The sequence below is a fragment of the Sphingobium sp. SYK-6 genome (genome assembly GCF_000283515.1).
Classification (GTDB): Bacteria; Pseudomonadota; Alphaproteobacteria; order Sphingomonadales; family Sphingomonadaceae; genus Sphingobium; species Sphingobium lignivorans.
In genome coordinates this window covers 2,526,453-2,541,220 of record NC_015976.1, presented here as the reverse complement: position 1 = coordinate 2,541,220, position 14,768 = coordinate 2,526,453, and the positions used below count along the sequence as shown (strand labels likewise).

General features: G+C 67.5%; 14 protein-coding genes. 8 read left to right on the top strand and 6 right to left on the bottom strand.

Annotated features, from left to right (window positions below):
• Nucleotides 1-85: 85 nt before the first annotated feature.
• The 6 genes from ptsP (at nucleotide 86) to SLG_RS11665 (ending at nucleotide 8,287) form a co-directional block, all read left to right on the top strand.
• Entirely contained in the window at nucleotides 86-2,386 is a 2,301-nt protein-coding gene (gene ptsP, locus SLG_RS11690; protein ID WP_041391963.1) for a phosphoenolpyruvate--protein phosphotransferase, read from the top strand.
• Between the two features lie 168 nt (nucleotides 2,387-2,554).
• Nucleotides 2,555-3,442: a helix-turn-helix domain-containing protein gene (locus tag SLG_RS11685; protein WP_014076677.1), complete on the top strand. Its 888-nt coding sequence runs from the start codon at nucleotides 2,555-2,557 to the stop codon at nucleotides 3,440-3,442.
• Between the two features lie 118 nt (nucleotides 3,443-3,560).
• Nucleotides 3,561-4,496, top strand: a complete 936-nt coding sequence (locus SLG_RS11680) for a tetratricopeptide repeat protein (protein ID WP_014076676.1) — start codon at nucleotides 3,561-3,563, stop codon at nucleotides 4,494-4,496.
• Nucleotides 4,489-5,436, top strand: a complete 948-nt coding sequence (gene tilS, locus SLG_RS11675; protein ID WP_014076675.1) for a tRNA lysidine(34) synthetase TilS — start codon at nucleotides 4,489-4,491, stop codon at nucleotides 5,434-5,436. Before SLG_RS11680 ends, tilS begins: the two co-directional genes overlap by 8 nt.
• 53 nt (nucleotides 5,437-5,489) lie before the next feature.
• Complete coding sequence (ftsH, locus tag SLG_RS11670; RefSeq protein ID WP_014076674.1) at nucleotides 5,490-7,439, top strand: ATP-dependent zinc metalloprotease FtsH; 1,950 nt, start codon at nucleotides 5,490-5,492, stop codon at nucleotides 7,437-7,439.
• Nucleotides 7,440-7,615: 176 nt separating this feature from the next.
• Entirely contained in the window at nucleotides 7,616-8,287 is a 672-nt protein-coding gene (locus SLG_RS11665) for a DUF3800 domain-containing protein (protein ID WP_014076673.1), read from the top strand.
• Here SLG_RS11665 and rpoZ read toward each other — a convergent pair.
• The gene (gene rpoZ / locus SLG_RS11660; protein WP_014076672.1) at nucleotides 8,275-8,619 is read right to left on the bottom strand and encodes a DNA-directed RNA polymerase subunit omega; all 345 of its coding nucleotides are present in this window, start codon (nucleotides 8,617-8,619) and stop codon (nucleotides 8,275-8,277) included. The two genes, SLG_RS11665 and rpoZ, sit on opposite strands and share 13 nt — an antisense overlap.
• Nucleotides 8,620-8,737: 118 nt before the next feature.
• On the opposite strand from rpoZ, the gene SLG_RS11655 reads away from it, so the two are divergent.
• Nucleotides 8,738-9,919 carry a phospholipase D-like domain-containing protein gene (locus SLG_RS11655; protein WP_014076671.1) on the top strand — a complete coding sequence of 394 codons (1,182 nt, stop codon included), beginning with the start codon at nucleotides 8,738-8,740 and terminating at the stop codon, nucleotides 9,917-9,919.
• Here the strand turns inward: SLG_RS11655 and SLG_RS11650 are convergent.
• On the bottom strand, nucleotides 9,885-10,508 hold the full coding sequence (locus SLG_RS11650) for a class I SAM-dependent methyltransferase (RefSeq protein ID WP_014076670.1): 624 nt from the start codon (nucleotides 10,506-10,508) through the stop codon (nucleotides 9,885-9,887). The genes SLG_RS11655 and SLG_RS11650 overlap by 35 nt on opposite strands.
• A gap of 77 nt (nucleotides 10,509-10,585) precedes the next feature.
• Here SLG_RS11650 and SLG_RS11645 point away from each other — a divergent pair, with 77 nt between their 5' ends.
• On the top strand, nucleotides 10,586-10,948 hold the full coding sequence (locus SLG_RS11645) for an antibiotic biosynthesis monooxygenase family protein (protein ID WP_014076669.1): 363 nt from the start codon (nucleotides 10,586-10,588) through the stop codon (nucleotides 10,946-10,948).
• Nucleotides 10,949-10,988: 40 nt separating this feature from the next.
• Here SLG_RS11645 and ispZ read toward each other — a convergent pair whose 3' ends face one another.
• The 4 genes from ispZ to dapF are packed head-to-tail and all read right to left on the bottom strand — an operon-like array spanning nucleotide 10,989 to nucleotide 14,610.
• Entirely contained in the window at nucleotides 10,989-11,624 is a 636-nt protein-coding gene (ispZ, locus tag SLG_RS11640) for a septation protein IspZ (RefSeq protein WP_014076668.1), read from the bottom strand.
• Nucleotides 11,614-12,546: a signal recognition particle-docking protein FtsY gene (ftsY, locus tag SLG_RS11635; RefSeq protein ID WP_014076667.1), complete on the bottom strand. Its 933-nt coding sequence runs from the start codon at nucleotides 12,544-12,546 to the stop codon at nucleotides 11,614-11,616. The genes ispZ and ftsY overlap by 11 nt, the downstream gene beginning before the upstream one ends.
• Nucleotides 12,539-13,786 carry a tRNA (N(6)-L-threonylcarbamoyladenosine(37)-C(2))-methylthiotransferase MtaB gene (mtaB, locus tag SLG_RS11630; RefSeq protein WP_014076666.1) on the bottom strand — a complete coding sequence of 416 codons (1,248 nt, stop codon included), beginning with the start codon at nucleotides 13,784-13,786 and terminating at the stop codon, nucleotides 12,539-12,541. Before mtaB ends, ftsY begins: the two co-directional genes overlap by 8 nt.
• Nucleotides 13,783-14,610: a diaminopimelate epimerase gene (gene dapF / locus SLG_RS11625; protein ID WP_014076665.1), complete on the bottom strand. Its 828-nt coding sequence runs from the start codon at nucleotides 14,608-14,610 to the stop codon at nucleotides 13,783-13,785. Before dapF ends, mtaB begins: the two co-directional genes overlap by 4 nt.
• Nucleotides 14,611-14,768: the final 158 nt, after the last annotated feature.

Below are 14,768 nucleotides of genomic sequence, written 5' to 3'. Positions count from 1 at the left end.
GGCTTGATGCTGCGCAACAAAGCCTTGGCATGAGTGGCCGGACGGAAGGTTGGTCACTCATGCAACTTCTGTTAGCAAAGGTTCCATGACATCGCCCCATCGCACGGATGCTTCCTCCAATTCGGCCGCTATCGCTGCCCGGGCTATTCTTCAGCGTCTCATGGACGTGATGGCCGCGCGCACCACCGCGCAGGCCAAGCTGAACAAGATCGTGGAGATCATCGGCGAGGAGCTGTCGAGCGAGGTCTGCTCGGTCTATCTGCTGCGCGAGGGCATGCTGGAGCTGTTCGCGACGCGCGGCCTCAAGCAGGAAGCCGTGCACGTCACGCGCCTTGGGCTGGGCGAGGGGCTCGTGGGCACCATTGCCCATAATGTCGAGACGCTGAACCTCGAGGAAGCGGCCGCTCATCCGGACTTCGCCTACCGCCCCGAAACCGGGGAAGAGCTCTTCCACAGCTTCGCGGGCGTGCCGATCGTCCGGCGCGAGCGCGCCATCGGTGCGCTGTGCGTCCAGCATGTCGATCCGCGTCCTTATGAGGAAGTGGAGATCGAGGCGCTGCAGACGGTCGCGATGGTGCTCGCCGAGCTCATCACCAATGCCGGGCTGGTCGACGAAAATCCGGGCGAGAACCGCCCGCTGGAGACGGGCGCCACGGTCCTTTCCGGGCTTCAGCTCGTCATGGGCATGGCGCGCGGCCATGCCGTCTTCCACCAGCCGCGCATCACCATCGAGCATACTGTCGCGGAGGATATCGAGGTCGAGCGCCAGCGTGTCTATTCCGCCTTCACCAAGATGCGCGAGCAGATCGATCGCATGGCGGGGCAGGCCGAGTTCGGCGTGGAAGGCGAGACGCGCGAAGTGCTCGAGACCTACAAGATGTTCGCCTATGACGAAGGCTGGTCGCGCCGGATCAACGAGGCGATCGACGCGGGCCTGACGGCGGAAGCGGCCATCGAGCGCGTGCAGCAGCGCACCCGGATGCGCATGCGCCAGATCGACGATCCGCTGCTGCAGGACCGGATGCACGATCTGGAGGACCTCTCCAACCGGCTGCTGCGCATCGTTTCCGGCCAGCTCGGTACCGCCGCGCAGATGGGGCTGCGGCAGGACACGATCCTCATCGCCCGCAATCTCGGCCCGGCCGAGCTGCTCGAATATGACCGGCGGCGCCTCAAGGGCCTCATCCTGGAGGAAGGCTCGCTCACCGCGCATGTCACCATTGTTGCGCGCGCCATGGGCGTGCCGGTGCTCGGGCGCGTGAAGAATACCCGCGCGCTCATCAATGACGGCGATTTGCTGCTGCTCGACGTCAACCAGAACCGGCTCTACATCCGGCCCACCGTGCCGATGGACGAAGCATTCGAGGCGGGGCTCTCGCTCACCCAGAAGCGCCGTGCCGAATATGCGGCGCTGCGCGACAAGCCGGCGGTCACCAAGGATGGCGTGACCGTGGAGCTCATGGTCAATGCCGGCCTGCGTGACGATGTCGCCGCGCTCGATGTGACCGGGGCGGACGGCATCGGCCTGTTCCGCACCGAATTCCAGTTCCTCGTCTCCGCTACACTGCCACAGCGCGAGCGCCAGCAGCGCCTCTATCGCGACGTTCTGGATGCGGCCGGCAACCGGCCGGTCATCTTCCGCACCGTCGACATCGGGGGTGACAAGGCGCTGCCTTATCTGCGCGCGGGCGACAATGAGCATGAGGAAAACCCCGCCATGGGCTGGCGCGCGGTGCGGCTGGCGCTGGAGCGCGACGCGCTGATGAAGGCGCAGGCCCGCGCGTTGCTGGAGGCCGCGGCGGGACGCACCCTCCATGTCATGTTCCCCATGATTTCCGAACCCTGGGAGCTGGCGCAGGCCAAGGCCCTGTTCCGCGAGCAGAAGATCTGGCTGGAGAAGCGCGAGCGCAAGCTTCCCAAGGCGGTGTATTACGGGGCGATGCTGGAAGTGCCGGCGCTGGCCGAGACGCTCGACTTCCTCCTGCCGGAGCTCGATTTCCTCTCGATCGGCACCAATGACCTCACCCAGTTTTTGTTCGCGGCGGACCGGGCCAACCCGAAGCTCGCCGAGCGCTACGACTGGATGAGCGTGGCGATCCTGCGGTTCATCGCGCGCATCGTGCGTACCTGCGCCCAATATGATGTGCCGGTCGGCGTCTGCGGAGAAATGGGCGGGCGCACGCTGGAGGCGATGGCGCTGCTCGGGCTCGGCATCCGGCGGCTTTCGATCACGCCGGCCTCGGTCGGTCCGGTCAAGGCCATGGTCCGCTCGCTCGATCTGGCACTGCTTACCGAGCAATGCGCCGAATTGCTGAGCGGCGGCGTGCCCAATCTGCGCGAGCCGCTTGCCCAGTGGGCCGACGAGCAGGGCGTGGAGCTGAGCTGAGCCAAGCGATCCGATGCGGACCGGCACCGCGTGTCCGCATGATTATCCCGGCAACGCAATCCCTTGCGTGCGCATTTCTCTCACACCGGCTTTCTTAAGCGCGTTGACGCGCATGGCCTGCCATGAAACAACGCAGAGCCGGAATGCGGACCGAACAACGGACGAGACATGGCTCCTGAGCCCAGCAAGGCTGAAGAACAAGACGTGGTCGCGGACAGCAACGCCAGTGCGCCGGAGCAGATGCGCCGGGCGCGGGAAGCTGCGGGTCTGACTCTCGAAGAGGTCGCCGCGCGCACCCGCGTGCCGATGCGCCATCTCGCCGCGCTTGAGGCCGGTGATTATAATGCTTTGCCGGGCACGACCTATTGCGCCGGCTTCTCCCGGGCCTTCGCGCGCGCCGTCGGACTGGACGAAGCGGCGCTGGTAGCGAAGGTGCGCGCCGAGATCGACGAGATGGGCGGGCTCGGTCAGGATCCCTACGAAATCGAGGAGCCGGTCGATCCCAGCAGCGTCCCCCCGCGCTATCTGGCCTGGGTGGCTGCGGTGCTCGTGCTGCTGTTCGCCGGCGGCTACGCCATCTGGCGCATGCAGCTCAATACGCCGCCCACGGACGAGCAACTCGCCGCCGAGGAACGCACCGAGACGCGGATCGCAGATCCGGTCGCGCCGCCGCGTGCTGCTGTCGGCGTCGCACCGCGCGGGCCGGTGGTCCTCACGGCGGTCAACGAGGTGTGGCTGCGCGTTTACGAGCCGGATGGCCAGCGCTTGTTCGAGGGCATGCTGGCCAAGGACGAGCGCTACACGGTGCCGGACAATGCCCGCAATCCCATGATCCTGACCGGCCGGCCGGATGCGCTCGCGGTCACCGTGAGCGGCCGGGCCGTGCCGCCGCTGGGCACGGCGGAAAGGACCATCTCGGATGTTCCGATCAGTGCCGCCGCCTTGCTGTCCCGTCAGGCCGGGCAGGATAATGAGGATGCCGCCCCCGCGCCTCCCGCTCCTGGGTCTCCCCTCAATGCCGGCGCAGGCCCGGCGCCCCGCGCCGGAGGCCACTGACGGCTGCACCGGCCGCGAGCAGGCACCGGCCCGGTCTGGGCCCTCGATCACGCCACCTGGGCGCTTTACCGCGGCATGGGATCGGCTATGGATATTTCAGCCCATCAGGAACTGGATCATGAAATTGATGTCATCTCATCGTCGGGGTTTCCGGCATTTCCTTCTCGCCGGCGCTTGCCTTTCCCTCGGTTGGGGCGCGAGCGCGTCCGCGCAGCAGCAGCCGACCGTTGAACGCCGGGTCGACAGGCTCGAGCAGGAGATGCGCGCCGTGCAGCGCAAGGTGTTCCCGGGCGGGCAGGTGGTCGTCCCGGACGTGGCGCCGCCCACGCCGACGCCCGGCGTGTCCGCCGGCTCGCCGGCCGCATCCCCGGTTGCCGATCTGACCGCGCGCGTCTCCGCGATCGAGGCGCAGCTCGCGCGTCTGACCGGCCAGGTCGAGGAATCGGGCTATCGGCTGAGGCAGCTGGAAGAGGCCTTCGCCAAGTTCAGTGCGCCGCCGCCGTTGCCGGCGGTCGCGCCGCCCGCCGAGGAGGGCCTTGCGACCCCGCCGGCCCAGGCCGGTGGCAAAGCGCCCGCGACCCAGCCGCGGCCGGCCCCCGGGGAAACGCCCTTGCTCGCGCGCACCGAGAAGGTGGCGGCGATCGAGAAGCCGAGCACGGGCAATGCCGCGCTCGACAGCTACACTTATGGCTTCCGTCTCTGGGAAGCCAAATTCTATCCCGAGGCGCAGGCGCAGCTTCAGGAAACCGTTGACAAATACGGCAAGGACCCGATTGCCAGCCGCGCGCAGAACCTGCTCGGCCGCGCCTATCTGGACGATGGCAAGCCCTCCACCGCCGCGAAGGTCCTCTACGAGAATTACCGGGTCCGGCCGAAGGGTGACCGGGCAGCGGAAAGCCTCGCCTGGGTCGGCGAAGCGCTCATCAAGCTCAACCGGCTCAAGGACGCGTGCCTCGCTTATGACGAGCTTGCCGAAGTCTTCGCCGACAACATGCCGGCCACGGCGCGGGACATGATGACCAGGGGCCGGGCACGCGCAAAGTGCGGTGCCTGACGCGCTTGCGGACCGGCTGAAGGCGGAAACCCACCGCCTGCTCGGCCGGCCGCTGGCGACGGAGGAGCGCATCGGCATCGCCGTTTCCGGCGGGGCGGACAGCATGGCGCTGCTTGCCCTCGCGTATCACGCCTGGCCCGGCCGGGTGGAAGCCGCCACCGTGGATCATGGTTTGCGCGCGGCCGCCCGGGGCGAGGCGGCCATGGTGGCCCGCTGGTGCGAGGGGCAGGGCATTCCCCACGTCATTCTCGGCCCGCCGCCGCCGCTGGAAGGCAATCTCCAGGCCGCCGCGCGGGCCGCGCGCTATGCCTTGCTGGAGGAATGGCGCGGGGCGCGGGGGCTCGCCTGGTTGATGACGGCGCATCAGGCCGACGACCAGATCGAGACGATCCTGCTGCGTCTCGGCCGGGGTGCGGGCGTGGGTGGCCTCGCGTCCGTGCGCGCGCGGCGCGGCACGTTGCTGCGGCCGCTGCTGGGGACGCGGCGAGCGGCCTTGCGCGACTTCTGCGAGCGAGCCGGCATTCCCTTCATCGATGATCCCAGCAACGAGGACCCGCGCTTCGATCGCGTCCGCATGCGTACCGCGCTGGAGGGCAGCACGTTGATCGATCCCGGTGGCCTTGCCCGCTCGGTGGATGCGCTGGCGCAGGCCGATTCGGCCTTGGGCTGGATGACGGACACGCTCGCGGCGGAGTCGATCGCGTTCGAGGCCGGGAGCGCGACGCTCCGCCGCACGGACCTGCCGCCCGAGATTCTGCGCCGTTTGCTGCTCCGGATGATCGCCCATTGCCACCCCAAGGCCGAAAAACCGCGCGGCCCGTCGCTGGATCAAGCGCTTCTTCAGCTTTTGGATGGTAGGACGGTCGCTCTGGCGGACTGCGTCGTCTCCGGCGGCGCGCAGTGGACCGTGCGGCGGGCGGCGGCGCGAAACTCGCGCTGAGCCATTGTGTTCCGGGCGGGATGTCCTATTTTGAAGCGCGAAAGCGAGATGAGATGAACGACAACAAAGAGCCGCAAGGCAATCCCTGGATCAAGAGCGCGCTCATTCTGGCCGGCGTGTTCCTGGCGCTGCTGATGTTCGTCACCGTGTTCGACAGCAAGGGCATGAGCGCAGGCAAGGGCACCGCCATCGCCTATTCCGATTTCCGCTCGCGCGTGGAAGCGGGCGCCGTCAAGGAAGTCGCCATTGCGCCGGACCGGATCACCGGGGTTCTCAAGAATGACCAGCGCTTCACGACCTACACCGTGCCTGATCCGCAGCTCACCACGCTGCTCGACCAGAATGGCGTCAAGTTCAGCGGCCAGCCCGAGGAACAGCCCAATTTCTGGATGATCCTGCTTTACCAGTCGCTGCCGTTCGTTCTCATCCTGGGCATTGCCTTCTTCGTGCTGCGCCAGATGCAGAAAGGCGGCGGCGCGGGTGGCGCCATGGGCTTCGGCAAGTCCAAGGCCAAGCTGCTCACGGAGAAGCATGGCCGCGTCACCTTCGACGACGTCGCCGGCATCGACGAGGCGCGCGAGGAACTGCAGGAGATCGTCGAGTTCCTGAAGGACCCGAGCAAGTTCGCGCGGCTGGGCGGCAAGATCCCCAAGGGTGCGCTGCTGGTCGGCTCGCCCGGCACCGGCAAGACGCTGCTGGCCCGCGCCATCGCGGGCGAGGCGGGCGTGCCCTTCTTCACCATCTCCGGCTCGGATTTCGTCGAGATGTTCGTGGGCGTCGGCGCCAGCCGCGTGCGCGACATGTTCGAGCAGGCCAAGAAGAACGCGCCGTGCATCGTCTTCATCGACGAGATCGACGCGGTCGGCCGCCATCGCGGCGCTGGCCTGGGCAACGGCAATGACGAGCGCGAGCAGACGCTGAACCAGCTCCTCGTGGAGATGGACGGCTTCGAATCGAACGAAGGCATCATCATCATCGCCGCGACCAACCGGCCTGACGTGCTCGATCCCGCGCTGCTGCGCCCCGGCCGCTTCGACCGGCAGGTGGTCGTGCCGCGCCCGGACATCGAGGGCCGCGTGAAGATCCTGCAGGTCCACATGAAGAAGGTGCCGCTGGCGCCGGACGTGGACGCCCGCGCCATCGCGCGCGGCACGCCGGGCTTCTCCGGTGCCGATCTCGCCAATCTCGTCAACGAGGCGGCGCTGATGGCGGCGCGGCGCGGCAAGCGGCTCGTCGCCAATGCGGAGTTCGAATCGGCCAAGGACAAGGTCATGATGGGTGCCGAGCGGCGCTCCATGGTCATGACCGAGGACGAGAAGAAGATGACCGCCTATCATGAGGCGGGCCATGCCATCGTCGCGCTGCACGAGCCGGCTTCGGACCCGATCCACAAGGCGACGATCATTCCGCGCGGCCGTGCGCTGGGCATGGTCATGCGCCTGCCCGAGCGAGACAATTACAGCTACCACCGCGACAAGATGTACGCGAACCTCGCCGTTTCGATGGGCGGGCGCGTCGCCGAGGAAATCATCTTCGGCTATGACAAGGTGTCGTCCGGCGCATCCAGCGACATTCAGTATGCCACGCGCCTCGCGCGTGACATGGTGACGCAGTGGGGCATGTCCGACGAGATGGGGCCGCTGCAATATGAGGAGCCGCAGGGCGAGACGTTCCTGGGCTATTCGCAAAGCCAGCGCGTCCACATGTCGGACGAGACGGCGCAGAAGATCGACAAGGAAATCCGCAGGATCGTGGACGCGGGCTATGACCGCGCGCACCAGCTCCTCAAGGATCACAACGATCAGCTGCATCTGCTCGCCAATGCCCTGCTCGAGTTCGAGACGCTCTCGGGCGAGGAAATCAAGACCCTGATCGAGAGGGGCGAGCTGGTGCGCGAAGGCCAGACGGTCCGGCCGCAGTCGGTGCCGACCACCGGCACCTCGATCCCCAAGACCGGCCGCCGCAAGGGGCCCGTCGCCGATCCGGCGCCACAGGGCGTCTGAGGTCCGGACGACGAACAGAAACAGGGCCGGGCGGTCATGCGCAAGCGGATCGTCCGGCCTTTTCATGTCTGCGCGACTGGCCATCCACGCGGGACCGATGACGCCGCCGGACCCCGCGGCCGGTAGGCAGCGCAAGCGTGGAACAGGGCGCCGCGGTCAGGGGAGGGAGAAGCGCAATGCCGATCTACATGGATGAAAGCGGCAGCCTGCCCGCCGGCGCGATGGTTATCGCCGCCGTGGATATCGAGGCGGATGCGGCGGATGCGCTCCTCAAGCGCTTCAAGGCCGTCACGGGCCTGCATGGCGAGCTGAAGGGCAGCCGCATCAGCACCATCGAGCGCGCTTTTTTCTTCGAGTTGCTGGACCGCTTCGGCGGCCGCGCCCGCATCTGCACGCTGGAAAACGATCGTGAGCAGCCGGGCGGCCGGCCGGATGATTTCGACGTCTATGTCGCCCTGCTCAACCAGCTTGTCGCGGAATGGCTCGCCGAAGGAGGCGATTGCGTCAGCTTCGTGATCGATACCGGGCGCTATCACGACCTGATGCTGGAGGAGATGCGGCGGGACGTTGCCCGGTTGCTCGAAAGCTGCGGCTCGGCCCGTCTGGTCCACAGCCATCTTTCCCCGGGCGTGCAAATCGCCGATGTCGTGGCGAACAGCTTCTTCAATCTCGCGATCGGATCGAACCGGTCAGGACGCATCCACGAAATCGTGGCGCCGTTTCTCGAGACCGGCATGCTGCGCAGCGGTCGCTTGCGCGCGGTGCCGCCGCCCAAACAAAAACATCCGGCATTGCAGGGCAATGCCGGACGTCCGAAATCGCGAAACCCGGCTTCTCAGCCTTCGTAGTCGGCACCCAGATTGTGCGCGCGCGGCGGCGTGGCGGCGGTGAGCCGCAGTGCCTCAGCCGAGCGGGCGATCGAGCCGATCTCGTCAGGCGTATCGTCATCGTCAATCTGCATCTTCTGCATCGATCCGATGAGTTCATGCTTGAGATCGTCGGGCATGACGGTCTCCTCGGCGATCTCGCGCAGGGCAACGACGGGGTTCTTGTCCCGGTCCCGGTCGAGAGTCAGTTCCGCGCCGCCCGAGATCGCCCGCGCGCGCTGCGCAGCGAGAAGAACGAGGTCGAAACGGTTGGGAACCTTGTCGATGCAATCTTCGACAGTAACGCGCGCCATGCTTGGCTCCTGAAACAGCGGACATGATTGGGAAGCGCGATCCGCTAACAGCGACGCGTGCGCAAGTCAAGGAAATGCGCGTCTTGGCAAGCAAGCGAGAGTGGCCCATGGAGGGGCTATGGAAAGCCACGGCGCCCGCCAAGCCCGAGAAGAAGCTGTCGCCCGGCACATCGTCGCAGGCAATGAACTGCTCCTCATCCCGGGCGGCATCGAGCGCCTCGAGGCCCTGCTCGGGCTTATCGCGGACGCGCGCGAGCGGCTCGACATCTTCTATTATATCTTCGGGCGGGACGAGTGCAGCCAGCAGGTGATCGATGCGCTGGTGGAGGCATGCAACCGGCATGTCGCGGTGACACTGATCGTCGATGCGTTCGGCACCGCGACGACGCCGGATTCGGTCTTCGCGCCGCTTCGGGAGGCCGGCGCGCGCTTCGCCCGCTTCGGTGCCCATCGCACCACCCGCTATCTGATCCGTAATCACCAGAAGATGGCGATCGCCGATGGCCGGCACGCGCTGATCGGCGGCTTCAACTGCGAGAAATCCTATTTCGGTTCATGGACCGAGGAGCTCGCCTGGTGCGATCTCGGGATGATGGTGCGCGGGCCGCTCGCCGGCGCGTTGCAGCACTGGTTCGATGCGCTGGCGGACTGGACCATCGACAGCCCGCAGCGCTTTCGCCGGCTGCGCCAGCTGGTGCGTGACTGGAAGCCGGGAACGGGAGAGGCGCGCTGGCTCATCGGCGGCCCCACCCGCTATCTCAACAGCTGGACGCGCCATGTGAAGGCGGACCTGGAGAAAGGCGAGCGGCTGGACCTCGTCGCGGCCTATTTCTCGCCGAGCCGGGGCATGATCAAGCGGATCAACGGTGTCGCGCGGCGCGGCTGCGCGCGGCTGATCGCGCCGATGCGCTCGGACAACAGCGCGACCATCGGCGCCGCCCGGCATCTCTACAAGCGGCTGCTGCGCGGCGGCGTGCGCATCTTCGAATATCGGCCGCAGAAGCTTCACATGAAGCTGATCGTCATCGATGATATCGTCTATGTCGGCTCGGCCAATTTCGACATGCGCAGCCTGTTCATCAATCTCGAGCTCATGCTGCGCATCGAGGATGCCGCCTTCGCCGCCGAGGCGCGCGCGCTGGTCGAGCGGCTCGCGGCGGATAGCGACGAGATCGATGCGCGGGTTCACCGCTACATGGCGGGCCCACTGCAGCGTTTCATCTGGTCCTTGCAATATCTGCTGGTCGGTGTGCTGGATTACACCGTCACTCGGCGGCTAAACTCTCGCCGCAAACGCTGACGGCGGCCGCGTCCTTCCGGGCCCAGAAGAGCTGCGCGGGCGGGATGCAACGCCAGACGCGATCCACGTCGACACGCGGAAAGCGCGCCTTCAGATAAGGCAGCACGAAACTGGAATATTGGTAGACGAGGAACGCGCCGCCCGGCGCGATGGCGCGCTGCGTCGCGTCCATGATCTCGTCGCCCACGCCGTCCGGCAGGGTCGAGAAGGGGAGGCCGGAAACGATATAATTCGCCGCCTCAAGGCCCAGGTCTGCGAGGATCTTGCGCACGTCGGCGGCCGATCCCTCCACGCAGGTCAGCCGCTCGTCCTTTAGGGAGTCGCGCAGATAATTCACGAACACCGGGTTTGTATCGATCGCGATCAGCCGGGCATGGGGGGAGAGCCGCGCCAGCAGCGCCCGTGTGAACACGCCGGTGCCGGGGCCATATTCGACGACGACGCGCGCCGATGCCCAGTCGACAGGATCGAGCAGGGCGCGGATCGCGATCGAGGAGGTCGGAATGGCCGAGCCGATCATCCGGGGATGGCGCAGGAACTGTTTGGCGAAAAACAGGCCGGGCGAAGCGATGCGCTCTGCTGCGGTCATCTAGTCAGGGTCTCCCATGTGCGACGGGTGACAAAAGAACGCACGACTGGCAAGGACGTTGCGCGCAGGAGATTAACATGAGCATGGCACCGGGCGATTTGCCCCCGAAGGACGCGGTCGCGGTGATTTTCGTCTCGCAGCGCACGGAGGCAGACGAGGCCGGCTATGAGCGCGCCGGGGCGGCCATGGCGGCGCTGGCGGCGCGCCAGCCGGGCTATCTCGGCATGGACAGCGCGCGCGGCGCCGATGGCCTTGGCATCACGGTCAGCTACTGGGCGGACGAGGCGAGCGCGCGCGCCTGGCGAGCCCATGCCGAGCATGCCGCCACCCGCGATGTCGGCCGGGCGCGCTGGTATGACTCCTACCGGATGATCGCGACCCGTGTGACGCGCGCTTATGACTGGCACCGCGCCGCCGCCGCACCCGACACGCCGGACTGAACGATCTCTTCGCTCCGGCTCCGGCACGGCCCGGCGGGGCTCAGGAGGACTTGCCATCGCCAAGGTCGAGGCCGTGCTTCATCAGCATCGGCAGGTTGGCCATGGCGAAGACCATCGAGATGATGGTCACGCCCCACACCTTAACCGCGAGCCAGGTGTCGAAGCTCAGCGTCGCGCGCATCACTTCGTTGGCGACGGCCAGCACGGCGAAGAAGATCCCCCAGTTGCGCGAGAGCTTGAGCCAGCCGGTCTCGGTCAGGCCATTATAAGCGGACTGGAGCAGGTAGCGCAGCAGCGGCCGCCCGCGCATCCATCCACCCAGCAGCATCAGCGCGAAGAAGGCGTAGATGATGGTCGGCTTGGCCTGGATGAAGGCGGGATCGTGGAAATAGAGCGTCAGCGCGCCGAAGAAGGTCACCAGGATCGCGGAGAGCCAGAGCATCGGCGAGACGCGGCCGAGCCGCCACTTGCTCACCACCACTGCGATGAGGATCGCCACCATGAAGGCGGCGGTGCCGGCGAACATGCCGATGAACTTGGTGGCGAGGAAGAAGACGAGCAGCGGCCCGAAGTCGAGCGCCATCGGCAGCCAGCCTTCGCCCTTGGGACCAGGCGCGACCGGTGCCGAATCGATCGTCACGTCCACGCCGTGCGGTTCGCGTCCGTCACCGTGCATAAGCTGCTCCCGCAATGGCCCGCGCCAGTTCGGCCGGTTCGAAGGGCCGCAGGTCGTCGATCTTCTCGCCCACGCCGATGGCATGGATGGGCAGGCCGAATTTCTCCGCCGCGGCCACGAGCACGCCGCCGCGCGCCGTGCCGTCCAGCTTGGTCATGACGAGGCCGGTAACATGTGCCACGTCCCGGAAGATCTCGATCTGCGAGAGGGCGTTCTGCCCGGTCGTCGCGTCCAGCACCAGCACGACGTCATGGGGCGCGGCCGGGTTCAGGCGGCCGAGCACGCGCCTGATCTTGGCGAGTTCGTCCATCAGTTCGGTCTTGTTCTGGAGGCGCCCGGCCGTGTCGACGATGAGCACGTCGATGCCCTGCGCCGTGGCCTGCTTCACCGCGTCGAACACGACGCCGGCCGCATCCCCGCCTTCCGGCCCGGTGACGATCGGCACGCCGAGCCGGTCCGCCCAGACCTTGAGCTGGCCGATGGCCGCCGCGCGGAACGTGTCGCCCGCTGCCAGCATGACGCCATAATCCTGTTCCTGGAACAGATGGGCAAGCTTGGCGATGGTCGTGGTCTTGCCCGAGCCGTTGACGCCGATGACCAGGATCACCTGCGGGCGCGGGAACGCCTCGATCTCGATCGGCTTGGCGACGGGCGTCAGCACCTTCTCGATTTCCTCGGCCAGGATCTCGCGCAGATATTCCTCGGTGAGCTCCCGGTTGAAGCGGCCTTCGGCGAGCCGGTCGCGAATGCGCGCCGCCATGGCCGGGCCCAGATCGGTCGTGTAGAGCGCTTCCTCCAGCTCATCGAGCGTCTGCTCGTCGAGCGCGGCCTTGCCGAAGATGCCGGAGACGCTTTCGCCAAGCCGGTCGGATGTGCGCTTGAAGCCGCCAAAGAGGCGTTCGCGCCAGGAAAGTTCAGCCATGCGCCTGTCCATGCGCGATGAGCGCGCCGTCCTCAAGTCCCGTGATGCATGCCTCGACAATTTCGCCGACCGGCTGTGGCGCGGCGAACCGCACCGGGGCGAAGCTCTCGCCATGGCCGGCAAGGCCGCTGGTCTCGACCAGCACGCGCTGGCGGCTGCCGACGAGCGAGCGCAGCCAGTCCGTGCGCTGCTGCGCGCAGGCGTCCCGCAGCCGCGCCGCCCGGTCCCGGATCACCGGCTTGTCCAGTTGCGGCATGCGCGCGGCGGGCGTGCCTTCGCGCGGCGAATAAGGGAAGACATGGCCGTGGACGATGCCGCAGTCCCGCACCAGCGAGAGGCTGCGTTCGAACATCGCCTCGTCCTCGGTCGGGAAGCCGGCGATGATGTCCGCGCCGATGGCGATGTCCGGCCGCCGCGCGCGCAGGCGGTCGGCGAGGTCGATGGCCTGCGCGCGGCTGTGGCGCCGCTTCATCCGCTTGAGGATCATGTCGTCCCCGGCCTGCAGGGAGAGGTGCACATGCGGCATCAGCCGGGGCTCGCTCGCGATCAGCTCGAACAGCCGTTCGTCGATTTCCACCCCGTCGAGCGAGGAGAGGCGCAGCCGGGGCAGCGCCGGCACATGGCGCAGGATGCGCTCGACCAGCGCGCCCAGTGTCGGGCTGCCCGGCAGGTCGGGGCCGTAGCTGGTCACGTCCACGCCGGTCAGGATCACTTCCTGCACGCCCTGCGCCACCAGCAGGGCGACCTGCTCCACGATCGATCCGGCCGGCACGGACCGGCTCGGCCCGCGCCCATAAGGGATGATGCAGAATGTGCAGCGGTGGTCGCAGCCATTCTGCACGACGACAAAGGCCCGCACGCGCTCGGCGAAGGCGGAGACCATCTGCGGCGCCTGCCGGGCCACGGTCATGATGTCGGCCACGCGCACCGGTGCCTCGTCGCGCACCGCCTCCGCGAAGAGGGCTTTCTCGGCATTGCCGACCACGCGCGAGACTTCCGGCATCGCGGCGAACATGGCGGGGTCGGTCTGCGCCGCGCAGCCGGTCACCACGATGCGGGCCTCGGGGCGGTCCCGGTGCGCGCGGCGAATCGCCTGCCGCGTCTGGCGCACCGCCTCGCCGGTGACGGCGCAGCTGTTCACCACGATCAGGTCGTCCGCGTCGCCGAGCTGCTGGCGGATGGCTTCGCTTTCCGCGATGTTGAGCCGGCAGCCGAGCGTGATGATGCTGGCGCCGCTCATGGCGTGGCAGGGAAGCTGCCCGGGTCCAGCACGCCGTCGAACACATGGACGGCAGGGCCTGTCATCGTGATGTGACCGCCCGGCGTCCAGTCGATGAGCAGGTCGCCGCCTTCGAGCGTCACGCGCACCGGGCCGTGCGCAAGCTTGCGGCGAATGGCGGCGACGGCGGTGGCGCAGGCGCCCGTGCCGCAGGCCCGCGTGAAGCCCGCGCCACGCTCCCACACGGTGAGGCGGATATGGTCGTCATCCACGAGATGCGCGAAATTGACGTTCACGCGGCGCGGGAACAGTGGATCGGTCTCGATGAGCGGGCCGAGCCGGGCCATGTCGACGCGCGCGGGATCGTCGAGGAAGAAGACGACATGCGGATTGCCGACATTCACGGCGGCCGGCGGGGGCAGCTCGTCCCAGCTTGCCGGCATGGCAAGCGTGTCCATGGCATAAGCGAGCGGGATGTCCTCCCAGCCGAAGCGCGGCTCGCCCATGTCGACGCTCACCAGCCCGCCGATGCGCGCCGCATGCAGCAGCCCCGCCTTGGTCTCGATCGTCACGTCCCGGCCAGTGAACAGCGGCACGCAGCGCGTGGCGTTGCCGCAGGCCTCCACTTCGCTGCCGTCCTGATTGAAGATGCGCATGCTCACATCCGCGCGGTCCGAGGCGCCGATGAGGATGAGCTGATCGCATCCCACGCCCGTCTTCCTGTCCGCAATGGCCCGCGCCAGCGGCGCGTCCATGGCGACCGGCGTCTCGCGCGTGTCGATCACGACGAAATCATTGCCGAGGCCATGCATCTTGGCGAAGGGCAGGGGAGCGTTTTGCGACATGGCCTGCATGTAGGAAGGCGCGCCGGCGAAGTCCATCGCCCCGGCGCGTGCTCTGCGTGGCCGCCCGCGCGTCCGCAGGATTCCACGTACGGCCCCACGCACCGCGGCGAATCGTCCGCGCCGACATCACCGCTCCTTCCCCCGTCATTCCCGTGCAC

Excerpts from the sequence above, each read along its gene's own strand:
- ptsP (WP_041391963.1), top strand. The coding sequence starts at position 86 with ATGACATCGCCCCATCGCACGGATGCTTCCTCCAATTCGGCCGCTATC.
- SLG_RS11685 (WP_014076677.1), top strand. The coding sequence starts at position 2,555 with ATGGCTCCTGAGCCCAGCAAGGCTGAAGAACAAGACGTGGTCGCGGAC.
- SLG_RS11680 (WP_014076676.1), top strand. The coding sequence starts at position 3,561 with ATGAAATTGATGTCATCTCATCGTCGGGGTTTCCGGCATTTCCTTCTC.
- ftsH (WP_014076674.1), top strand. The coding sequence starts at position 5,490 with ATGAACGACAACAAAGAGCCGCAAGGCAATCCCTGGATCAAGAGCGCG.
- SLG_RS11665 (WP_014076673.1), top strand. The coding sequence starts at position 7,616 with ATGCCGATCTACATGGATGAAAGCGGCAGCCTGCCCGCCGGCGCGATG.
- rpoZ (WP_014076672.1), bottom strand. The coding sequence starts at position 8,619 with ATGGCGCGCGTTACTGTCGAAGATTGCATCGACAAGGTTCCCAACCGT.
- SLG_RS11655 (WP_014076671.1), top strand. The coding sequence starts at position 8,738 with ATGGAAAGCCACGGCGCCCGCCAAGCCCGAGAAGAAGCTGTCGCCCGG.
- SLG_RS11650 (WP_014076670.1), bottom strand. The coding sequence starts at position 10,508 with ATGACCGCAGCAGAGCGCATCGCTTCGCCCGGCCTGTTTTTCGCCAAA.
- SLG_RS11645 (WP_014076669.1), top strand. The coding sequence starts at position 10,586 with ATGAGCATGGCACCGGGCGATTTGCCCCCGAAGGACGCGGTCGCGGTG.
- ispZ (WP_014076668.1), bottom strand. The coding sequence starts at position 11,624 with ATGCACGGTGACGGACGCGAACCGCACGGCGTGGACGTGACGATCGAT.
- ftsY (WP_014076667.1), bottom strand. The coding sequence starts at position 12,546 with ATGGCTGAACTTTCCTGGCGCGAACGCCTCTTTGGCGGCTTCAAGCGC.
- mtaB (WP_014076666.1), bottom strand. The coding sequence starts at position 13,786 with ATGAGCGGCGCCAGCATCATCACGCTCGGCTGCCGGCTCAACATCGCG.
- dapF (WP_014076665.1), bottom strand. The coding sequence starts at position 14,610 with ATGTCGCAAAACGCTCCCCTGCCCTTCGCCAAGATGCATGGCCTCGGC.